This window comes from Opitutaceae bacterium, from assembly GCA_041395105.1.
Classification (GTDB): Bacteria; Verrucomicrobiota; Verrucomicrobiia; order Opitutales; family Opitutaceae; genus B12-G4.
In genome coordinates, this window is sequence record JAWLBB010000006.1 from 199834 (window position 1) to 221293 (window position 21460).

Consider the following 21460-nt stretch of genomic DNA (forward strand, 5'->3'; position numbering starts at 1 on the left):
GCGTTGGAAGTCCGCAGGCAAAAGCGACTCCCGGGAAACAGCCCTGCGTTTTTCTCAAATGAAGCGAATTGCGTCCCGGGGTTCGGGCCTGCATGGGTCGGGCCTACGGAATCCTCACCGCGAAATAGCCGGTGCGGCCGCGGTCGTAGATGTAGAGCTTGTTGGCGCCGCGCCTGAGAGCCTGCTTGGCCTCCGTCAGATTGGTGACCACCCGATCGTTGATTTCAATCAGGACCATTCCTTCGCGGAGGTACTGGCCGAGCCCTGAATCTTCGGACACCGAAGTGACCGCAATTCCGTCAAGTTGGGCCGGAATCTTGTAGGCGTCGCGGATCTCCCGGGTCAGCGGGGCCACTTCCACCCCGTCAAGCAGGATGCCGCCGCCCTGGAGGGTGGCCGCGGATTCAAGATCGGCCACCACGGCGGAAAGGGTGACGGGTTCTCCGTCGCGCAGGATTTCGAATTCGATGGATGTTCCCGGCAGGGTCTGCCCGAGCAGAAGACGGAACTCGTTGGCATTGGGCATGGTGCGTCCACCCGCCTTGATGACGATGTCCCCGTGGCGCAGGCCGGCCTTGTCGGCGGGACTGCCGGGTTCGACTCTCTCGATGAGGACGCCTTCGAGCGAGGTCAACCCGAAGGCCTCGGCCAGATCGGGTGAGAGGTCATTGAAGCTGATGCCGAGCATCCCGCGGCGGACCTCTCCGTTCGCGACCAGGTGGGTCATGATGGTGACGACCAGATTGCTCGGGATGGCAAAGCCGATCCCGATGCTGCCACCGGAGCGGGACAGGATCACCGAATTGACCCCGATGAGGCGACCTTCGGCGTCAATCAGTGCTCCGCCGGAATTGCCGGGGTTGATCGAGGCATCGGTCTGAATGAAACTCTCGAACCCTTCCTCACCATAGATGCCGATCTTGCGCCGGGTGGCCGAAACGATCCCCTGGGTCACGGTCAGTCCGACCCCGAGAGGGTTGCCGATGGCGAAAACAATGTCGCCCACCTCGATCGTTTCGCTGTCGGAGATGGAGACGGTTGGGAGATCGGTGGCCTCCACCTTGAGAACGGCGATATCGGTGCGGGCATCCCGCCCCACGACCCGTGCCGGAAGTTCCCTCCCATCAGTGAGTTGCACGAGTATCTCGTCAGCCGGGTTTCCGCGTTCATCGTTGACCACATGATTGTTCGTGACGATGTAGCCGTCGGCGGTCACCACGACGCCCGAGCCGATTCCCTGGGGAACAAGGCGCTCCTCTACGGTGGGGGCTTCATTCTGGGGCACCGGCAAGCCGAAAAAGCGCCGGAGCAACTGTTCCTGCGGGGAGAGATTGCTGCCGCCCCGAACAATGCGGACGACGCGGGCGGTGTGCACGGAAATGACCGCCGGGGTGGCCCGTTTGAGGACGTCGGAGTAGCTGGAAACCCGCGGAGAATCCTTGCGCTCGATTGGCGCGTGGTCGATGGTCACCGCGAATTCGCCCGGCGGTTCGGGTGTCGCATCCTGGGCGCAGGCGACGGGTCCCGAGATAATGAACCAGACCGGGAGAAGGAGGCGGGTCAGTCGGCAATCGGTTTTTCGGTGGAGTGTTTTCATCTCTGGAGGCACAGGTTCTTTGGTCCGGCGGTCGACTGCAAGAGGGGAAGTGGGGGTGCAGGTGCCAAAGTGACCTTCTGCCCTTGTCATTTGTCGGGGGGCTCCTTTAGTTCACCCGAAATGGCGAAAGACTGGCTCAAGGGTGTGCGGGATGACTACGACGTGATCGTCGTGGGCAGTGGACTGGCGGGCCTGACCTCGGCCAATTCCCTCGCCAAGTGCGGCCATTCGGTTCTCCTGCTCGAGCACCATTACCAGTTTGGCGGACTTGCGACCTGGTTCCGGCGGCCGGGCGGCCATATCTTCGACATCTCTCTCCATGGATTCCCGATCGGGATGATCAAGTCGTGCCGCAAATACTGGACGCAGGAGATTGCCGATTCAATCGTCCAGCTCAAGGGCATCCGCTTCGTCAATCCCCAGTTTGAGATTGAGACGACCTTTGACCGTCAGGATTTCACCCGCCTGCTGATCGAACGCTTCGGGATTCCGGCAGAGACGGTCGAGGCCTTTTTCACCCATCTGCGTGGGATGAACTTCTATGATAATGATCCCCGGACAACCCGGGATCTTTTCGAAGAGTTTTTCCCCGGTCGGGACGATGTGGTTCGCCTCCTGATGGAGCCGATCACCTACGCCAACGGGTCCACCCTGGACGATCCGGCCATCACCTACGGCATCGTCTTCTCCAATTTCATGAGCAAGGGGGTCTACACCTTCCGGGGCGGAACGGACGTCCTGATTACGAAGATGGTGGCCGAGTTGAAGAAAAACGGAGTCGACCTGCGCCGCTGCGCATTGGTCGAAAAGATCCTGGTCGGGACGGACGGGGAGGGAGTCCGCCGGGTCAATGGCGTGGTGGTCAATGGGCGCACGATCACCTGCCGTGCCGTGATGTCCAATTCCGGTCTCCGGGGTACCGTGCTCAACCTCGCTGGGCGCGAGAACTTCGATCCGGCCTACGTCGAGTCCGTGGAGAAGGTCCGGCTCAACTCCAGTTCCTGCCAGGTCTACTTTGGCCTGAAACCCGGAGAGACCTTTGAACCGATCGGGGACCTGATTTTCACTTCGGATTCCGAGAAATTCTCAAGCGAGGAACTGGTGGATTTCCACACCCGCAGCCGAACCTTCTCGGTTTATTACCCCGACATCCGGCCCGGCAAGGGCCGCTTCACCATCGTGGCGTCGCTCAATGGCCGGTTCGAGGAATGGAATGCGCTCAGCCACCAGGAATACGAGAAGGCCAAGGCCCGCATGATCGAGGAGAGCCTGGTCTCCCTCGAGCGCTTCATTCCCGATATCCGTTCCAAGATCGACCATGTCGAAGCGGCCACCCCCCGGACGATTGAGCACTACACCCGCCACCAGACCTCCTTCGGAACAAAGTTCGAGGGTCTTGCCTGCTCAATGGATCTGCCGAACCAGCTGCCCGGACTCTACCATGCCGGCTCCGTGGGCATCATCATGTCGGGCTGGCTGGGATCGATGAATTACGGTGTGATCACCTCCAACAAGGTCGACAGCTATGTCACCGGACTCCGGGAGCGAAACCGGGACCGGGAGACCACCAGTCTGTCGACCGTCCGGTAAGGCCTTGGCCGCCGGCCCACCGTGCAAAACGCTGCAAACCCCATCCCGCTCGTGGAAGACGTCAGAAAGTACATCCCTCACCGACCGCCTTTCCTCTTTGTCGACGAGATCGTCGAATCGACTCCGGAAAGCCTGACTGCGATCCGGCGGGTTCGGGCGGACGAAGCGTATTTCGAAGGCCACTACCCGGGAAATCCGATCATGCCCGGCGTGCTGATCGCGGAGTCGGTCTTCCAGGCCGCTGCCATCCACCTGGTGCGCACCCTCGATACGTCGATTGTCCCCGAGAACGCCGTCCCGGTCCTCGCCCGGATCACCGATGCGCGGTTCCGTCAGCTCATCCGCCCCGGGGATACGCTGACCATCAAGGTCCACCTGAAGGAACGGATGAGCAAGTTCTTCTTCATGCACGGAGCGGTCACCTGTGAGGGCCGCCGGGTTCTCTCGATTGATTTCGGGGTGGCCATGGAGGCGGAATCGGGCCCGTCCGGAAATTCGTCCCCGGCATGAGTTTTCTCGGACTCGAGGGCCGGACCATCCTGGTCATGGGCGTGGCCAACCGCAAGAGCGTGGCCTGGCGGATCGCGGCCACCCTGGAGGAGGCGGGCGCACGGGTCATCCACAGCGTCCGCTCGCAGGCGCGGCGCGAATCGACCGCGAAACTGCTCGACGGCCGATCGGTTTACGTCTGCGACGTCGAGTTTCCCGACCAGATTGAAGCCTTGGCCCGGGAAGTGTCCCGTGACCATGAAAAGATCGACGGCATCGTTCATTCGATCGCTTTCGCGAATTACGCCGAGGGCTTCAAGCCGTTTCACGAGACCAGGCGCGAGGACTATCTGCAGGCCACCGGCATCTCCTCTTTCTCCCTGGTCGAAGTCGCCCGGGCCTTCAAACCCCTTCTGTCCCGGAAGGCCTCGGTTGTGGCGATCGGCATCTCCTCGCTTTCCGTGACGGCGGAGAATTATGGATACATGTCGCCGATCAAGGCATCGCTGGAAGGAGTCGTCCGTTATCTGGCGAAGTCGTTCAGCGCGGACAGCGAGGTCCGTTTCAACACGGTCAATCCCTCCCTGCTCAAGACGAGCGCCTCAGCGGGCATTCCCGGCTACCTGGAGAGTTATCTGTTTGCCGAGAAAATGACGCTGCGGAAACGTTCCCTTGAGACACAGGAGGTGGCCAACGTGGTTGCCTTTCTTCTGAGCGAACGGTCAAGCGGGCTCAATGGCACGGGAATTGTCGTCGATGCCGGGATGGGTCTGAATCCGTTTGATCGCGAGATCGTGCAGCTGGCCATGCGACCGGAGGTCGACGCGGCCCGGGTGGCAGGCAATCGACCGCCGGAGTCATGAGATTCTCCAATCTGGTCATTGAATCGATCGCGGCGGCCGAGCCGCCGGAAGTGCTGACTTCGGATCAGATCGAGGAGAGGCTTCGACCCCTCTATGAACGATTGAAGCTGCCCTTCGGGAGGCTTGAACTGATGACCGGAATCCGGGAACGCCGATTCTGGCCGGCGGATCACCGCCCATCGGCCGCCAGTGCCGAAGCCGCCGAAAAAGCGCTGGCCCGTTCCCGGATCCCGAGGGAGAAGATCGAGGTGCTGGTTCATGCCGCGGTCTGCCGGGACATGCTCGAACCAGCCACAGCCGCTTTTGTTCATCGAGCCCTGGGGCTATCGCCGGAATGCCAGGTTTTCGACCTGTCCAATGCCTGCCTCGGATTTCTCAACGCCATTGTCCTGCTCGGATCGATGATTGAGAGCGGCCAGATCCGCTGCGGAATGATCGTGGTGGGGGAGAACGGAAGGCCCCTGATCGAGCAGACGCTGGGCGAATTGCTCGCCAAGCCGCTCACCCGCAACGGAATCAAGCCCTATTTCGCCAATCTGACCATCGGATCCGCCGGCTGCGCCGCCATTCTCTGCCACCGGGACCTGGCGCCGGACGCTCCGCAGGTTGAAGGCGGGATCTGCCGGGCGGCCTCCGAGCACAGCGGCCTCTGCCTCGGCGATGCGGCCGGTCATGGGCTGGCCATGCAGACCGAATCGGAAGCTCTGCTCGAAGCGGGCGTGACTGCGGCCAGGCAGACCTGGGAAGCATTCAAGGCCGAGACGGGATGGACCGAATCGACCCCCGACCGGATCATCTGCCACCAGGTCGGCAGCGTGCACCGCCGCCGCCTCTACGAGACGCTCGCTCTGGATCCGGATCGCGATTTTTCAACCTTCGAGGTCCTCGGCAATACCGGATCGGCGGCGCTTCCGGTCACCCTGAACAGGGCGGTCGAGGCCGGGGCGATCAAACCCGGCGACCGGGTGGCGCTTCTCGGGATCGGCAGCGGAATCAATTGCCTGATGCTCGCCATCAGGTGGTAGGACGGATGGATACGACACTTCCTCCCGCCGTCCGCGCCCTCTATCCGTTCGCATCGAACTTCCACGAGGTGCGAGAAGGCCGGATCCACTACCTGGACGAAGGGACGGGACCGGTCGTCGTCATGGTCCATGGCAATCCCACCTGGTCCTTCCTCTACCGGGACCTGATCCGCGAGCTGCGGACCGACCACCGCTGCATTGCCATCGACCACCTGGGCTGCGGTCTCTCCGACAAGCCCGCCACCGGAACCTACCGGTTGGAGGCGCACCTGGACAACCTGGCCGGACTGCTCGGACACCTCGGGATCACCCGGTTCAGCCTGGTGGTTCACGACTGGGGAGGGCCGATCGGGCTCGGGGCCTGTGCCGCGATGGGCATCGTTCCCGAACGTAGTGTAATCATGAATACGGCGGCCTTCCGGAGTCGGCGGGTTCCCCTGCGGATCCGTCTCTGCCGCGCGCCCCTCTTCGGCGGATTCCTCGTCCGGTCCTGCAACGGATTTGCCGGTCCGGCCGCCTTCATGGCGGTCAGGCGGCGGCGCCTTCCGCCGGACGTTCGGGCCGGCTTCCTCTTCCCGTATCAGAACTGGCACGACAGAGTGGCGGTGAGCGCGTTTGTCGCCGACATCCCCGACCGGGAAGGCCATCCGAGTCACCCGGCCCTGGTCCGGATTGAGAAAAGCCTGATCCATCTTGATCCCGACCGGGTCCTCCTCGCCTGGGGTGGAGCCGACTTCTGTTTCAACCGGGATTTCCTCGAGGAATGGCAGATCCGTCTGCCGGGCGTGAGGACGCGGCTGGTCGCGGATGCCGGGCACTATCTGCTGGAGGACGCCGGGGAGGAGGTCATTCCGGCCATCCGCAACTTCCTGACGGCCGGTTGAGAGGGGATGGGCCCTGCCGCGGCCGAAGCGGCCGGGGCCCGACTTTCGAGACCTCCGGGGGGGCCGTGACAGAGGGTGCGCTTTTCAGAAGCCCTCGGACACGGGCATCCCGTTCCGTTTCGGCGGCTTGGTCTTCCGGCCGTAGAGTTCGCCCAATTCCTGCAGATAGACGGCGCTTTCAGCCTGCAATTGGCGCAGTTGATCCGCGTGATAACGCCACGCCCAGTTTCCGGCGGGCTGGCCCGGGGTATTGAAGCGGGCATCGGACCCCAGGCTCAACAGATCCTGAAGGGGCAGGACGGCGAGGTTGCAGACGGACTGATAGGCCGTCCGGATGAAATCCCAGGCCACCTGGCTCCCGTCGATGCGGAGGTAACGGCGGACGTGGTCGCGGGCTTTGTCCGACGCGTGATTGTACCACCCGTGCGTGGTATCATTGTCATGGGTGCCGGGATAGAGGACCATGTTGGACTTCAGATTGTGCGGGAGGTAGAAATTGTCGGCCTCGCCTCCGAAGGCGAACTGGAGAATGGCCATGCCCGGAAGACCGGTCTTTTCCCGCAACTCGATGACGGTCGGGGCCAGTTCGCCGAGGTCCTCGGCAATGATCCGGGAATGGGGAAAGTGCCGGTGGATGGATTCAAAGAAACCGATGCCCGGCCCCTCCAGCCATTCGCCTTTGATGGCATTGGTGGCGCCTTCAGGTATCGACCAATAGGTGTCAAAACCGCGGAAATGATCGAGTCGGATCACGTCGAACAGGGCGAAGTTCGAGGCCAGGCGGGACCGCCACCACGCATAGTCATCAGCCTTCATCGCTTCCCAGTCATAGAGAGGATTTCCCCAGAGTTGGCCTTCGGCGGCGAAGTAATCCGGCGGGCATCCGGCCAGGGAAGTCAGGACCCGGCGCCTGGGATCGAGTCGGAAGAGATCGGGGTGGGCCCAGAGATCGGCGGAGTCCGGCGCCACGAAGATCGGCATGTCCCCGATGATTTCCACGCCCCGGCGATTGGCATGGGCGCGCAGGGCTTTCCACTGTCCAAAGAAGAGGTACTGATAGAACCGGTGGGATTCGATCTCCACCTCCCGGTCCTTGCGCAATCGCGACTTCAGTGCGCTCTTGAAGGTGGCACAGGACTTCGGCCATTGCAGGAAGGATTGCCCCTGAAAATGGTCTTTGAGGGCCTGGAAGAAGGCAAAGGGTTCCAGCCACTCCTCGTGTTCGATCTTGAACTGCTCAAAGCTGCCGTAGGGAAGCGTGGAGACCCGTCCCCGCCGCCACGCTTCGAAGGCCTGGCGCAGGATGGGGCGCTTGATCTGATAGATGCCGCCGTAATCGACCGAGCCGGCGGGAAGGGTCCTGAGGGGCCCGAGTTCATCGTCGGAGAGAAGGCCGGCTTCGATCAATTCCGGCAGATCAATCAGATAGGGATTTCCGGCAAAGGCGGAAAATGACTGATAGGGCGAATCGCCGTAGCCCGTGGGGCCAAGGGGGCAGATCTGCCAGTAGCGGATCCTGGCTTCTTCGAGGAAGTCGAGAAAAACGCGGGCTTCCCGGCCCATTGTGCCGATTCCGTGGTCACCGGGAAAGGCGGTGGGGTGAAGGAGGACGCCGGTTGAGCGGGTCTTGAGCCAGTCAAAGAGTGGTTTCATGAATGAACGTGATGGAGTGGCCGCGCCAGAGCAGACCGGCCTGCGCCATCAGGAAGGGTCCGAGAAAGGACGGTTGTCGATGAGGATGTATTCGCCCGATTCGGCGACGACATGATAACGAAATGATTCTTCCCCGAACAGCCGGTCATAGGACCGGTTCCGTGCGAGGCAGACCACGAGGTCCGGTCCCGACCAGATCCGGCGAAAAGTGGCATCGTCGACAAAGCGATCGCTGTGATCCTCCGCTTCGGTCCCGAATTTGAGCTCGCCCAGGGAGTCCACCACGCCGGTAAGCGTGCGCCCGTAGAAGTTGAAATCGTAGAAGGAATCTCCGTAGGTGAAGACCTGCGTTCCCTCGGGATAGTCCCGGGCGAAGATCTCGGCCAATGGTTTCGTCGATGGCCGCTGCACTTCGGGAATGATGTAGGTCAGGCTGAAGTAAAAGCCGACTGCGCCAGACAGGATGATGCGCAGGGCCATTCGGACCTGCTCCCGCCAGAGGCAGACGAGGACGCCGAGGCTGGCGGCGACCGTGACGGCCCCGGCTGCGATCGCCGGCCCCCGGGCCGCCTGCTGGACATCCTCGGGTCGGTGAAGAAGAGCGACGACGGCGCCGACCAGGACGAGGACGCTCACGGCGAGATAGACCCCGAGGCCGATCCGGACGGCTGAAAACGAGCGCTGCTCCCAGGCGCCTGAGAGAAAGACTCCGATCAGGAGCGCAAGGGGGGGGAAGATCGGAAGGATGTAGGTCGGCAGCTTGGATCCCGAAATCGAAAAGAAAAAGAGCACGAATCCGGCCCAGACCAGCATGAAGACATAGGCGGGGCGGGTCAGGACCCGGCTGCCGGGATCGACGAGCTTCCTCTTCAGGGCCGGCCAGAGGAAACAGACCCAGGGAAAGAGTCCGGCGAGGGCAATCGGAATGAAGAACCAGAAGGGCTGTTGGTGACCATGGACCTCCGATGTGAAACGCTGGAAATGCGAGCGGATGATATAGAACTGGAAGAAATCCTCGTTGGCGCGTTCGGCGAGGACGTGCCAAGGCAGGGCGATGGCCAGAAACAGCAGGGTCCCCGGGAGAAGGTGGAAGGGGCGGAGGCGGTGCCACTGATGGGCGAGCAGCAGCCAGAGAAAGATGACCGCACCGGGAAGGACAAAACCGATCAGTCCCTTGGTCAGGGTGGCCAGGGCGGCCGCGGCGTAGAGCAGAAGGAACCAGCTCCGCCGGGTCCGGCCGGGCGGCTCATGCACGCCGACAATGAAGGCCAGCAGGGTAACGGTCATGAGCGAGCTGACCGCCATATCCAAAATAAGGATACGACTCAATCCGTAATAGAGAAGCGAGGTGGCCAGGACGATGGAACCCGCCAGTCCGGCCGACCGGCCGAAGAGCCGTCGTCCGGCGACGTAGGTCATCAGGCAGCCGCCGAGGGCGAAGAGGGCGGGCCACATCCGGAGAAACCATTCGCTGGATCCGAGGTAACGCAGGGAAACGGCGTTGAGCCAGTAGAGCAGGGGCGGCTTCTCGAAGTAGATGACCCCGTTCAGGCGCGGAATGGTGAAATCGTGATTGGCGATCATCTCCCTCGGGACCTCGGCATAACGGCCCTCGTCCGGGTTGGCCAAAGGGTAGCTCCCGAGGCGAAACCCGAAGAGAACCCCGAGGCCGGCGAGGAGGAGAAAGAGGTCGCGACCCCAGGAGGATACCCGGGCGGGCTTGATATTTTCGTATTCCATCTGTTGCGCTTGCTGCCGGTAGTGTGCCCAACCCCGGACGACGCGGGGATTGAGGCCGGGCTGTCGTCAGTCGAGGAAGATCCGATCGATGCGTGCGAGCAGCCAGCGGGCGCGCTCCTGCATGATCGTATTGATGAGGCGCCACTCCATCCGGATGTCCGGATCGATGGCCAGAGCCTGACGGAGAAGGTCTTCAAACTCGGCGCGGTCCTGGTTTGGCACTGAGACGGCCTCGGCCAGGGAGAGGTAGGGACTGGCGCTCTGCCCACGGGTCAGGGCGACGGCCCGGTTGAAGTGTTCCCGCGCCAGTTTCTCCGGCGGAGGGTCACCCCCGCTCTTCGACATCTCGTAGGTGATGAGGAACCCGTGAATGGCCCCGTAATCGTAATCGGGCTCCAGGGCGTAGGCGCGGTAGATCAGTGACTCCATCAATCCGATTTCGGCAATGGTTGCGGGCTCGTCGATCGAGAGACTGATGAGGGCACCCCAGGCCGAAGCGGTCCAGTAGAGGAGCGGAACATCGGCCTTGGTGGTGGTGGCGACCGCGGCGGCGGGATCGGCCCGTAGTGCTTCCTGGAAGCCCGGATTGGTGACATCGAGCCCCCTCAGGCCGTAGTCTCGGGCGCGGATGTAAAGTTTTCTTGCCCGCTGCATGCCTTCTTCCGAAGCCCGATAGTCATCGTCCTCGAGTTCCCGGGCTTCCTGCTCGACAAAGGCGTAGGCGTACTGAGTGAATCCGCTGCAGGTGGCGAGGAGCAGATCGCTGTTTTCGGGACTTTCCGCCAGCAGCGTTTCCATCAGCTTCAGGCTGAAGGGGAGGGCGTCGCGGATGAGTTGTGGGTCATTGTCGCTGGCAAAGACACTCCCGCTGCTGTTGGCGAGGCTGCTGCCGATCGAGTTGACCGCAATCCGGTTGATCGAACAACCCGTCAGGAAAGCCGGCACAAGGAGGATACTGAAGAAACGCGTGTTGTGGAACATATCAGGTCGTGGATCGTCTCAGATGGCGGGCCCGCGGTGAAACCACCCCGCCGAAACGAAGTGATTACGATGCTGGATAACCCATGACTGACAATCTCGTATTGCCGAGGACTTTGCCTTGCGGGTTGACCAGTCCGGGGCGGGCCTTTCAACTCCGAGCCCTCGGGGCAGCTCAAGAAACGGTTAGACTTTCTCCGGCCGCTGGCTAGAACCCCGATCTCTTTTCCGTTAACCGACACACTTGATGCGATCCAAGCTCCTCTCCTCAGCGCTGCTCATCCTGGTCAGCGTGCCTTCCCTGTTGGTCGCTCAGACCGACCGCAGCAATCTTCAGATCTTTCTCAGCGCCCGGTTTGCCGGACAGGCGACGGCAACGATCAATAATGTCGGGACGATTCCCTCCGGAAATGATCTGGGGGAGACCACAACGGTCATGGACCGTTATTATTCAGACGGTTATGTCCTGACGGATCAACGGCTTACCGACGATGGGGACAAGATTCCCGATGATGGCCGGACAAATCGCTGGGGCTACCGGACGGCCGAACAATCGGTGGACGGCGGTTCGGCCGTCATCTTCAACGATTACTCGACCTACGGAGAAGGACAGACGGCTGAAGGTCCTTCCGAAGGTTCCGTCGGCATGGATATGGAGTTCGCCCTTCGCCTGGGCGATTACGGGGTCGGAGGATTCGGAAAGGCCGGACCTGTCAATTGGGGCATCAGTTTCGGCCTCGGGCTCAATGACGTGAATATCCGCCTGAGTGAAAGCATCACGGCGACTCTCAATGCGACTTCGGATGTCTATTCCCTTCTCGGAGCCACCCTGCCAGAGGCGCCTTTTCAATCACCCTCATCCCAGACCATCACGATCACCAATGCAGATGGCTCGGTCTCGGTTGTCCAGGTCGACGGCACGGTCCTGCTGGAAAATCGGCCGTTGAGCCGGTCGACTTCCAGCATTCCGGAGGGTGCGAACATCGATGGATACTGGGAAGTCGACGGCACCTACTTCACCCTCCGGCTCGGGCCCTGGATTCGCTGGCGGCCCTTTGACCGGCTGTCATTCCGCGCCAGTGCCGGCGTATCCGGCACGGTTCTGGGCGCGACTCTCAGTTACGAGGAACAGGGAACGATCTCGGATTCCCGGACCGTAACCGCCAAAGTGGACGGAGATCGCGAGACCTACACCGGGATCGGCTATTACGGTTATCTCGACGCGGAATTCTGGATCACCGACGTCACCTCGTTCTTTGTTGGAGTGACCTATGAGAATTCGTCGACCGAACTCCAGTTGTCCGCGGGTGGACGTACCGCGGATGTTCGTTTTGACACCAACGTCGGCTTCCGCCTCGGCATCTCGTCGCACTTCTGATTCCGGACGGCCTCCCATTCCTTTCACTTTCTTTCTCTGACACGCATCATGCTCGCTTCAATTTCACATTCCGCTCGGGGTCACTTCAATCGATGGGGCCTCTGCCTGATCCTGGCGGGAGTCTTCGGATCCATTCAGGTCCAGGCCCAGGTCAACAGCGATGGATTCAACCCCAATCTCGACGGCACCGTCCAGGCCGTCCTCATTCAGTCCGACGGCGGTATCATTCTGGGTGGTGCATTCACGTCAGTGCGGCCGGGGGGCGCATCCGCGGTCGGACGTCACAATCTGGTCCGGTATCGTCCGGACGGCTCTCTGGATGAGAGTTTTGATCCCAATCTGAACGGGGCGGTCAACGTCCTGGCTCTTCAGCCCGATGGACGTATCCTCGTTGGTGGTCGTTTCACCACGGCGGATCCGAACCGAACCGGATCGCCGGTTGTGCGCAACGGGCTCCTCCGCCTCAATGCCAATGGCACGCTCGATTCGGGCTTTAATCCCAATCTGGTCGGTGATCGCAACCCCGAAGTCATGGCCCTCGCTGTCCAGGCCGACGGCAAGGTCGCCTTCGGAGGACGTTTCAACCAGATTCAGCCGGGCGGGGCGGGAGAGACGGTCACCCGCAATTACCTCGCCCGGGTCAATGCCAACGGCAGCCTGGACACCGGGTTCGATCCGAATCCGAACAATATCGTCTATTCCCTTGCGGCGGATTCCGCCGGACGATTGATCGTGGGTGGAGGGTTCACCCAGATGCAACCCGGGGCCTCGGCGGCAACCGGGGTCAGCCGAATAGCGCGACTTGATGCTTCAGGGGCAATCGACAGCTCGTTCACCATCAAGGCCGACAATCGGGTGCTCGCCCTGACCTTTGAGGCGGACGGTTCCCTCCTGATCGGCGGTGAATTCCATTCGCTGCTTCAGGGTGGTTCCCAGACGGCGATTGACCGGCTCTTTGTGGCCCGGATCATGAAAGACGGTTCGATTGATGGAGACTTCCGCCCGAACGCCAACGCGAGCGTCAACGGCATCGCCATCCAGGCCGATGGCCGGATCCTCCTTGCCGGCGGATTCACGGGCTTTCTGCCGCCCGGCGCGTCCAATCCCATTTCGCAGCGCTACCTCGCCCGGATCAATCCGGGCGGATCACTGGATTCCACCTTCAATGCCGGGCCGAATTTCCGGATCAGTGCCGTCGCCGTGGGTCCGGATGGTTCCATCGTGGTCGGCGGTGCGTTCACCCGATTCCGTCCGGCCTCTTCGACGAGCGCGATCAACCGGAACCGGGCCGCCCGCATCTACCCGGACGGATCACTGGATGCCGCCTCCACCCTTGACGGGGGAGGATCCTACTCGGTCCTGGCCAGATTGCCCGACAACAGTATTCTTGCCGCGGGCGATTTCTCAAGCGCCGGCGGCCTGAACCGCCTGAACATGGTCAAGCTCGGCGCGAATGGTCTGGTCAGCAATACCTTCACGGCGTCTACGAACGGCGTGGTTCGGGGTGCCGTCGTCCAGAATGACGGCAAGATCGTCATCGTGGGCGAGTTCAACCAGGTCAACGATGTCGGCCGTCAGGGTGCGGCGCGGCTCAATGCCGATGGCTCTCTGGACACCGCCTTTCAACCAAGCGCCAACGCTCCGGTCCATGCCGTCGCGCTCGCTTCAGACGGAAAGATTTACATCGGCGGTGCCTTCACCAGCCTGAACCCGAATCTCAGCGAGACCGCGGTTCCCCGAGCCTACCTCGCGCGGCTCAATGCCGACGGGACCGTCGATCCGGATTTCTCTCCGGGGTTGGGTGGCGACGTCGAAAGTCTGGCCCTTCAGTCCGACGGAGCATTGCTGGTCGGTGGTTCCTTCACCTTCATTCTCCCACAGGGCCAAGAAGGCAGTCTTCCCGGAGTCAATCTGGTCCGGTTCAAGTCTGACGGGGCCTTCGATGACACTTTTCGTCCGGGGCCGAACAGCACGGTATCCATCATCACGGTCCAGGCCGATGGGCGGATTCTCATTGGCGGACAATTCACCGGGCTGCTTCCCGCCGGGAGCGAGGTACTCATCCCCCGTGCCTACGTCGCCCGGGTCATGGCAGACGGAACGCTCGATGAAGGCTTTGATCCCCGTCCGAATGGATCTGTCGAGGCCATCGCGGAAACCGGCGGGGAGCGGGTTCTTCTTGGCGGTCGCTTCACCTGGCTCAATCCCAATGGCGCGGAGACACCGGTCTATCGCGATCGTTTTGTCCGGCTCAATGCAGACGGCACGGTTGACGCGAGCCTGAGTGTCGCCGCGGACGATGTGGTCCGGAGTTTTCTCCAGGAGAGCAATGGAGATGTCCTCATCGGCGGTACTTTCAGTGGATTGGTCGCCTTCACCGGTCAGGCCGGGACAACGACCGGACGCCTCGGACGACTCAAGTCCGACGGAAATCTCGACTTCACATTCTCGATACGGGCGGACAACGCCGCCGGCAGCGAAGTGGTGGCCATTGCTCCGCAGAACGATGGCACCCTGCTGGTGGGCGGCACCTTCGCCAATCTGGGCGGCGGCTCGAATCTCAATGCGGCACGGCTCTTTTCCGATGGCAGCATCGATCGTTCCTTCGCTTCCCAGGTCAACGGCCCCGTCCGCGCCCTGCTGTCGCGCCCGAATCGGGAATCCGATATTGTCAACCGACGTCTCTTCGCCCTGCTCAAAGCCAACGGCACCGTGGCGGATCAGGACAATCCAGCCGATGGAGGTGAACTCTCCGGCCAGGTGCTCGCGCTGGTGGAGCAGGCCGATGGCAAGCTGATCGCCGGAGGTAGCTTCACCGACGGAAACGGCCAGATCGGGCCCTATCTGGTGAGGTTCAATCTGGATGGATCGGTTGACTCGAGCTTCAAGCCGATCCTCAACGGGCCGGTCCTGGCGCTGGCCCTTCAGTCCGACGGGAAGCTGCTTGTGGGTGGTTCCTTCAGTCTGATCAACGGTTCCGCGCGCAACCGGATCGCCCGCATCGACACCAACGGCGAACTCGACGCGACATTTGATCCGAATGCCGGCAACGTCGTCTATGCCATCGCCCTGCAGCCCGACGGCAAGATCCTCATCGGCGGCACGTTCACCACCCTGCAGCCCAATGGTGCGGCCACTTCGACGACCCGGAGCCGCCTGGCCCGGCTGAACACCGACGGAACGGTCGATGCCGTGTTCAATCCGGCCCCCAACGACCGGGTTGTCGCCCTCGCCGTGCAGTCGGACGGACAGATCCTCATGGGGGGCGATTTCTCCTCCCTGGCCCCGAACGGGGGAACCGCTGTCGCCCGATTGCGGCTCGCCCGGGTGACGGCGGCCGGCGAGGTCGATGCGACTCTCAATCCACAGGTCGGAGGACCGGTCTTTTCGATTGCCGTTCAGGGTGACGGGAAATTCGTGATCGGCGGCAGTTTCGTCGGGATCCTTCCAGCCGGCGCGACAGAGGCGGTCACCCGGAACGCCTTGGCCCGGTTCAACTCGGATGGAACGCTCGACACAGAATACGACCCCAATCCCAACGCCTCGGTCAGTGTTGTCCGTCTCCAGTCCGACGGGAAGATCCTTGTTGGCGGAGTCTTCACTTCGTTCCGGCCCAATCAGTCGGACTTCTCCATCCGGCGGAATCGGATCGCCCGACTGAATCCGGACGGGACCCCGGACAGTGCCTTCAATCCCAATGCGGACTCAAACGTGAGCACGATCAAGGTGCGTCAGGATGGAACCATAGCGATCGGCGGACTCTTCTCCACCCTGCAGCAGGGAGCGGGGATCCTCCTTGGAGGAGCCTTCAGCGCGGTAAATGGAGTGGCGGTCAGCAATCTGGCCCGGGTCAATTCGGATGGCACCCCGGACACCCTGTTCAGCCCCAATCCCGACCGACCCGTCGATGGCTTCATCCTGCAGCCCGACGGCAGGACGGTCGTGATCGGCGAATTCACCTCGATCGCCGGACAGACGCGCAACCGGATCGCCCGATTCGATCCCGACGGTGCGCTCGAATCCGGTTTCAATCCGGGCGCGAATGGCACCGTTTCGGCCGCTGCGCTTCAGGCAGACGGCAAATCGTGGTGGGTGGCGCCTTCACCTCGATCGGAGGAAGTGCGAGGGTTCGACTCGCTCGACTCAATCCTGCCGGGACTCTGGATACGGGATTCCAGGTCGATGCCAATGAGACGGTGACGGCCCTCGCCGTCCAGTCCGGTGGTGGAATCATCGTCGCCGGTTCCTTCACTCAGATCGGAGGGATCGCGCGACCCTACCTGGCCCGGGTTCTCTCGGACGGTACCGTCGATGCCTCTTTCAACCCGGCTCCGAATGGCCCGGTTCATTCGATCGCCCTGCAGCCGGACGGATCAATGTTGATCGGAGGGGCCTTTACTTCAATCGGCGGCGGCTCGCGGGCCGGCTTGGCCCGGCTGACGGCCGCCGGTCTGCTTGATGCGGCGTTTCGTGCCGATACCGACAGCGCAGTCCGTTCGGTCGTCCTGCTCAGCAACGGGCGTCCCTTCCTCGGCGGTGGTTTCACCCTGGTCGGGGGTCAGGCCCGGTTCCTTACCGCCCGGCTTGGCGCCACTTCGTCCCTGAGCGACAAGCTTGCGGTTGATGGCAGTCGCACCTCGATCAGCTGGACCCGCGACGGTGCCGTTCCCGAAATCACCGGGGCTTTCTTTGCCACGTCCACTGATGGAAACGAATGGGTTTCCGTTGGGTTCGGCACCCGGATCTCCGGGCAGAAGACCTGGACGGTCAATCTGACGGAGGCCCTTCCAGCCGCTGCCGGCTATTTCATCCGGGCGGAGGGAATTGTACCGACCAACGGAGGCAGCTCGAGTGGAACTGTCCGCTCGGTTGCCCAGTTCTATGGAAATACCCCGTCGGGTCCGGTCGACCTGGGCCAGTCCCCGGACACCTCGGATGCCGCCGACCAGTCGGGCGGCTCTGACGGCTCAGAAGGGACGGGTGGTTCATCTCCGGGATCGGACACAAGTGGTGGTGCGGACGCAGGCGGCAACGGCTCGATCGGTGCCGGCGCGACCTTTGACTGGACCCAGATCGCTCCGGATTCATCGTCGCATGTCACGTTCACCAACCTCTCAACCCGGGTGCGCCTCCAGCCTGCCCGTTCCTTCATCACCGGATTCTCAATCGATGGGCCATCATCGAAACCCGTCCTGATCCGCGCGGTTGGTCCGGGACTTGCCGGCTTCGGCATCGGCGATCCTCTCCCATCGCCTCGCGTTGAAGTTCTCGATCAACGGGGCAGCCCGGTGGCCGTGAACGACGGCTGGAGCGGGAATCCGGCAATCGCGGCTGCCGGGGTGACCGTGGGCGCCTTTGACCTTCTGCCGGAAAACGCCGATGCGGCTCTTCGGGTCGACCTGCCTGCCGGCTCCTATACGGTCCGGGTCTCCGACTCGAACGGCCTTCCGGGCGTCGTCCTGGCCGAGATCTACGACCTCGAGCTTGAATCCGGATTGACGAGCTCGCGACTGGTCAATGTTTCCTCGCGGGGACCGGTCGCGTCCGGTTCGGGTGTCGCGACGGGCGGTTTCAACGTGGCCGGTGACGAACCGGCTCATCTCCTCATCCGGGCCGTCGGTCCGGGGATGACCGCCTTCGGTGTCAAGGGAGCCCTCGCCGACCCGGTCCTGCGGGTATTCACCGGAGACGGCCGGATGGTGGCGCGCAACGACGATTGGAACGTTCCGTTCACCGTTGATGCGCTCTATCCGGCTTATCGGGCGGCCGATTTTGCCGAGGCGGCAGCCCGGACCGGGGCCTTTGCCCTTGAGTCCGGCAGTCTGGACAGCGTCGTGCTGATCGAGGCCGCCCCCGGTACCTATACCGCGCAGGCGACCGGTTCCGACGGAACCACCGGAGAGATCATCATCGAGGTCTACCTGCTCAAATAGGGCCCGTCGCGCAGGACGCCCCATCCGTCTGTTACAACCGGATGGGGTTCAGCGGAGCAGCTTGTCGATGGCCTCGACAATCCTGCCCTCGGAGTCGCGGGCGAGGGGGGCGGGTCGCAGCAGGTACTGCATGTTGTCGATGACTTCGTATCCACATTCCGAATACTGTCGGGCGGACGGCACATACCCCACCATGGCATTGGCGTAACCGACCGGCCAGACCCGGCCGAAACGTGCTCCGAAACGCCGGTTGAGCTCGAGACCGTATTCGGCGCTCATTTCACCCGACAGGGCGACGAGGGCGAGGTCCGCGCCGAAGAGGACCGTCTGGATCTCGAATTCCAGGCCGGTGTCGGGAGACCGGCCGGCGTCGAGAATGGCCAGGTGGTGGTCCCCCCAGCGGCGCAGGTGCTCTTCAGTTGATCGGTAGGCGGCCTCATAGACGTCGCGCGGCTGCACCTCGTTGACCAGCTCCAGTCGTCCGCTGCGGATCTGCAGCGGGCCATCGACGGGAATCCCCGGATGGTGCCGGACCGCGTTGTCCACCGAGGCGGCCAGCCGTCGTCCCATGGCTGCGATCGCCTCGATCGGATACGGAGGGAAGCCCGCCATGTCCGTATCGGGCAGGAAGGGCTTCTGATCACCGGCGCAGCCCAGAAGGAATGAAGCGGTGCAGCCCAGCGATCTCTGGACCTCTTCCAAGGCGAAACCTGCATAATCCCCGCCGATTTTCAGGATGGGTCCCCCCGCGGTGGGGTGGCAGGCGTAGCCGAAGAGCAGGTGACGGAGTTGACCCGATTCATCCTCGAACAGGAGAATCGGTACGGAATGATCATGGGGGGCGTCGAGGGTGGGTTGCCAGGTAACGCCGCCTTTGCCGTCGGGTCGTCGCCGCGAATGAGCCAATCCGCACCATCCCGTCGTGGATCGCAGGCGAACGGGAATCGGGGATGCGACAGCGTCCCTGGCCGCATCCGCGATCCGGGCGAACGTCCGCTCAAGAAACGGATCGTCCACGCCGCCGTGCCTGAATTCGTCGGTCCCTTTGCGCATCGGGGGGCCGCAGTGGGTGTGGGTGCCGCACAGCAGGATGTTTCCGGTCGGAACGCCGGTGGCCTCGCAGATCAGGCGGCGGACCCGTTCGGTGCGGTCATAGAACCCAAGCCATTCGATCGAAACAAGGATCAAGGTGGTGGCGCAGCGTTGATCCGTGATCGCTGTCACCGTGCATGAGAGCGGATGGTAGACGCCGGTGGATCGTTCCAGCCGTGCGGCATAACCGGCCAGATGAGAACCAATCGGTGGAGTCACATCGATCGAGCTTACGCCCAGAAGAAATCCTGGAGAGGCCGATTGCATCGGGGGAGGGAGTCGATTCGAAAATGGGCGAGGTGAGGAGGACCATCAAGCGCCAGCCTCTCCAATGCGTTCGAGCTTGGCAGTGCCGCCGGATTGCGTTCCGCTTCTTCGGCAGGGAATCTCCCCAATCAACAAGATGATGGAAGCATTGACAAAGCTCAAAGCGCGGCTGGCCGAGATCAGCGATCTCAACAAGGTGTCGGGTGTCCTCGGGTGGGACCAGCGGACGATGATGGCGCCGAGGGGGGCCGTCGGACGGTCCGAGCAGTTGGCGACGCTCTCGAAGATCGCCTTCGAGCGGTTCGTGGATCCGGAGACCGGCAGGCTTCTCGAGGCGGTGGCGCCTCTCGAAACCGAACTGCCCTACGATTCGGATGATGCGAGCCTCATCCGCTACGTCCGGCGCGACCATGAAAAAGCGATCAAGGTTCCGGTCGAACTGGAGGCGGAAATGGCGCGCAGTGCCGCCATCGCACAGGAAGGATGGACCCAGGCCCGCAAGGAGTCGGATTTCAGCCTCTTCCTCCCACATCTCGAGCGGATGATCGGACTGAAGCGGCGCTACATCGATTGCCTGATCAAGGAGGGCGAGGACCCCTACGATGTGCTCCTGGACGACTTTGAGCCGGGGATGAAGGGGGCGGAGGTCGAGGCGGTCTTCAACAACCTGAAGAAGGACCTCGTTCCGCTGATCGCCGCAATTCGGGAAAAAGAGGATCAGGTCAGCGACGATGTCCTCCGGGGGCATTTCCCGATCGAGAAGCAGAAGGCGTTCTCCTGGAGCCTGATTGAGATGCTGGGGGCGAATCGGGAGGCCTGGCGGCTTGACCCGACCGTGCACCCCTTCGCCAGCAACGGAGGTCCGGACGATATCCGCCTCACCACCCGCTTTTACGAGGATTATCTCTGTCCGAGTCTCTTTGCCACCATGCATGAGTTTGGTCACGGACTCTACGAGCATCAGGTTGCCCGCGAGTTGGAGCGTTCGCCGCTCTGCCGCGGTACTTCCCTCGGCCTGCACGAATCACAAAGCCGGCTCTGGGAGAACCTGGTCGGCCGCAGCCGTCCGTTCTGGTCGTTTGCCTATCCGAAGCTGCAGGCCGTCTGGCCGGACGCCTTGGGCAGGGTGGAAATGGAGACCTTCTATCGGGCCATCAATCGGGTCAGTGCGTCCTTTATCCGGGTGGAGGCGGACGAGGCCACCTACGCCCTGCATATCATCCTCCGCTTCGGCATGGAGAGGGAGATCATTGCCGGGAAGATCGCGTTGAAGGACGTGGCCGAGGTCTGGCGGGAACGGTTCAAGTCCCTGTTCGGTATCGACGTCCCCGACGATGCTCGCGGCGTGCTTCAGGACGTGCACTGGTCGGCTGGTTTGTTCGGCTATTTTCCGACCTATGCGCTCGGCAGCATCATCAGTTCCCAGATTTGGGAGAAGATCACCGAGTCGATGCCGGATATCCATGCACAGCTCGCCGCCGGGGAGTTCGCACCCCTGCGGGAGTGGTTGCGCGAGAACCTCCACCGCCACGGGCGGAAATTCACCCCGACGGAAACCATGCAGCGACTGGTCGGAGGTCCGATCGATGTCGGTCCGTTCGTTCGCTACCTGACCTCGAAGTTCGGCGAAATCTATCAGCTCTGATTCTCTGGCGATGAGACAGGCCGACCCGATGCGGATCAAGCTGAGCGATGAACGGAAGGATGTGCTCCTGAGCCAGTTGGTGGCCTTTTACCGGGACGAGTTCGACGAGGATCTGAGCGGATTCCGGGCGGAGCAATTGCTGACTTTCTTTGTCAGGAAGCTCGGCCCGCAAGTCTACAATCAGGCCATTCAGGACGCGCGCGCCTTCATGCTGCTGAAACTTGAAGACCTCGATGCGGAGTTCCATGAAGAGGATCCGGACGTCCGCTGAGGGCTCAGCGTGCGAGACCGTTCTGGACGGCTGAGAAGTACCGTCTCATCATGGC

The 21460-nt window shown here is 62.3% G+C and carries 15 protein-coding genes; 10 read left to right on the forward strand and 5 right to left on the reverse strand.

What is annotated here, in order from left to right; genetic code table 11:
* Positions 1 to 103: 103 nt before the first annotated feature.
* Positions 104 to 1597: a Do family serine endopeptidase gene (locus R3F07_17115; GenBank protein MEZ5278106.1), complete on the reverse strand. Its 1494-nt coding sequence runs from the start codon at positions 1595 to 1597 to the stop codon at positions 104 to 106.
* Positions 1598 to 1717: 120 nt separating this feature from the next.
* Between R3F07_17115 and R3F07_17120 the strand changes: the two genes are divergently transcribed.
* The 5 genes from R3F07_17120 to R3F07_17140 are packed head-to-tail and all read left to right on the forward strand — an operon-like array spanning position 1718 to position 6448.
* Positions 1718 to 3187: an FAD-dependent oxidoreductase gene (locus R3F07_17120; GenBank protein MEZ5278107.1), complete on the forward strand. Its 1470-nt coding sequence runs from the start codon at positions 1718 to 1720 to the stop codon at positions 3185 to 3187.
* A 51-nt stretch (positions 3188 to 3238) separates the two neighbouring features.
* On the forward strand, positions 3239 to 3697 hold the full coding sequence (fabZ, locus tag R3F07_17125; protein ID MEZ5278108.1) for a 3-hydroxyacyl-ACP dehydratase FabZ: 459 nt from the start codon (positions 3239 to 3241) through the stop codon (positions 3695 to 3697).
* A complete protein-coding gene (locus tag R3F07_17130) occupies positions 3694 to 4539 on the forward strand; it encodes an SDR family oxidoreductase (protein MEZ5278109.1) in 846 nt (281 codons plus the stop codon). The genes fabZ and R3F07_17130 overlap by 4 nt, the downstream gene beginning before the upstream one ends.
* Positions 4536 to 5564: a 3-oxoacyl-ACP synthase III gene (locus tag R3F07_17135; protein ID MEZ5278110.1), complete on the forward strand. Its 1029-nt coding sequence runs from the start codon at positions 4536 to 4538 to the stop codon at positions 5562 to 5564. Before R3F07_17130 ends, R3F07_17135 begins: the two co-directional genes overlap by 4 nt.
* A 5-nt stretch (positions 5565 to 5569) precedes the next feature.
* The gene (locus R3F07_17140; GenBank protein ID MEZ5278111.1) at positions 5570 to 6448 is read left to right on the forward strand and encodes an alpha/beta fold hydrolase; all 879 of its coding nucleotides are present in this window, start codon (positions 5570 to 5572) and stop codon (positions 6446 to 6448) included.
* Between the two features lie 84 nt (positions 6449 to 6532).
* Here R3F07_17140 and malQ read toward each other — a convergent pair whose 3' ends face one another.
* From malQ to R3F07_17155, 3 genes are all read right to left on the reverse strand, one after another.
* The gene (gene malQ / locus R3F07_17145; GenBank protein ID MEZ5278112.1) at positions 6533 to 8101 is read right to left on the reverse strand and encodes a 4-alpha-glucanotransferase; all 1569 of its coding nucleotides are present in this window, start codon (positions 8099 to 8101) and stop codon (positions 6533 to 6535) included.
* A gap of 48 nt (positions 8102 to 8149) precedes the next feature.
* Positions 8150 to 9841: a glycosyltransferase family 39 protein gene (locus R3F07_17150; GenBank protein MEZ5278113.1), complete on the reverse strand. Its 1692-nt coding sequence runs from the start codon at positions 9839 to 9841 to the stop codon at positions 8150 to 8152.
* Between the two features lie 66 nt (positions 9842 to 9907).
* Complete coding sequence (locus R3F07_17155; GenBank protein ID MEZ5278114.1) at positions 9908 to 10822, reverse strand: TRAP transporter TatT component family protein; 915 nt, start codon at positions 10820 to 10822, stop codon at positions 9908 to 9910.
* A gap of 244 nt (positions 10823 to 11066) precedes the next feature.
* On the opposite strand from R3F07_17155, the gene R3F07_17160 reads away from it, so the two are divergent.
* From R3F07_17160 to R3F07_17170, 3 genes are read left to right on the forward strand one after another with little or no spacing between them, the layout of a single operon-like run.
* Entirely contained in the window at positions 11067 to 12197 is a 1131-nt protein-coding gene (locus R3F07_17160; protein MEZ5278115.1) for a hypothetical protein, read from the forward strand.
* A 48-nt stretch (positions 12198 to 12245) separates the two neighbouring features.
* Positions 12246 to 16397, forward strand: a complete 4152-nt coding sequence (locus R3F07_17165; protein MEZ5278116.1) for a hypothetical protein — start codon at positions 12246 to 12248, stop codon at positions 16395 to 16397.
* Positions 16283 to 18130 (forward strand): delta-60 repeat domain-containing protein, encoded by a 1848-nt coding sequence (locus tag R3F07_17170; protein ID MEZ5278117.1) that lies wholly within the window; start codon positions 16283 to 16285, stop codon positions 18128 to 18130. Before R3F07_17165 ends, R3F07_17170 begins: the two co-directional genes overlap by 115 nt.
* Before the next feature lie 48 nt (positions 18131 to 18178).
* Here R3F07_17170 and R3F07_17175 read toward each other — a convergent pair whose 3' ends face one another.
* On the reverse strand, positions 18179 to 19441 hold the full coding sequence (locus tag R3F07_17175; protein ID MEZ5278118.1) for a hypothetical protein: 1263 nt from the start codon (positions 19439 to 19441) through the stop codon (positions 18179 to 18181).
* Between the two features lie 184 nt (positions 19442 to 19625).
* Between R3F07_17175 and R3F07_17180 the strand changes: the two genes are divergently transcribed.
* A complete protein-coding gene (locus R3F07_17180) occupies positions 19626 to 21134 on the forward strand; it encodes a carboxypeptidase M32 (GenBank protein MEZ5278119.1) in 1509 nt (502 codons plus the stop codon).
* Positions 21135 to 21144: 10 nt separating this feature from the next.
* Complete coding sequence (locus R3F07_17185) at positions 21145 to 21405, forward strand: DUF2164 domain-containing protein (GenBank protein MEZ5278120.1); 261 nt, start codon at positions 21145 to 21147, stop codon at positions 21403 to 21405.
* The last annotated feature ends 55 nt before the right edge of the window (positions 21406 to 21460 follow it).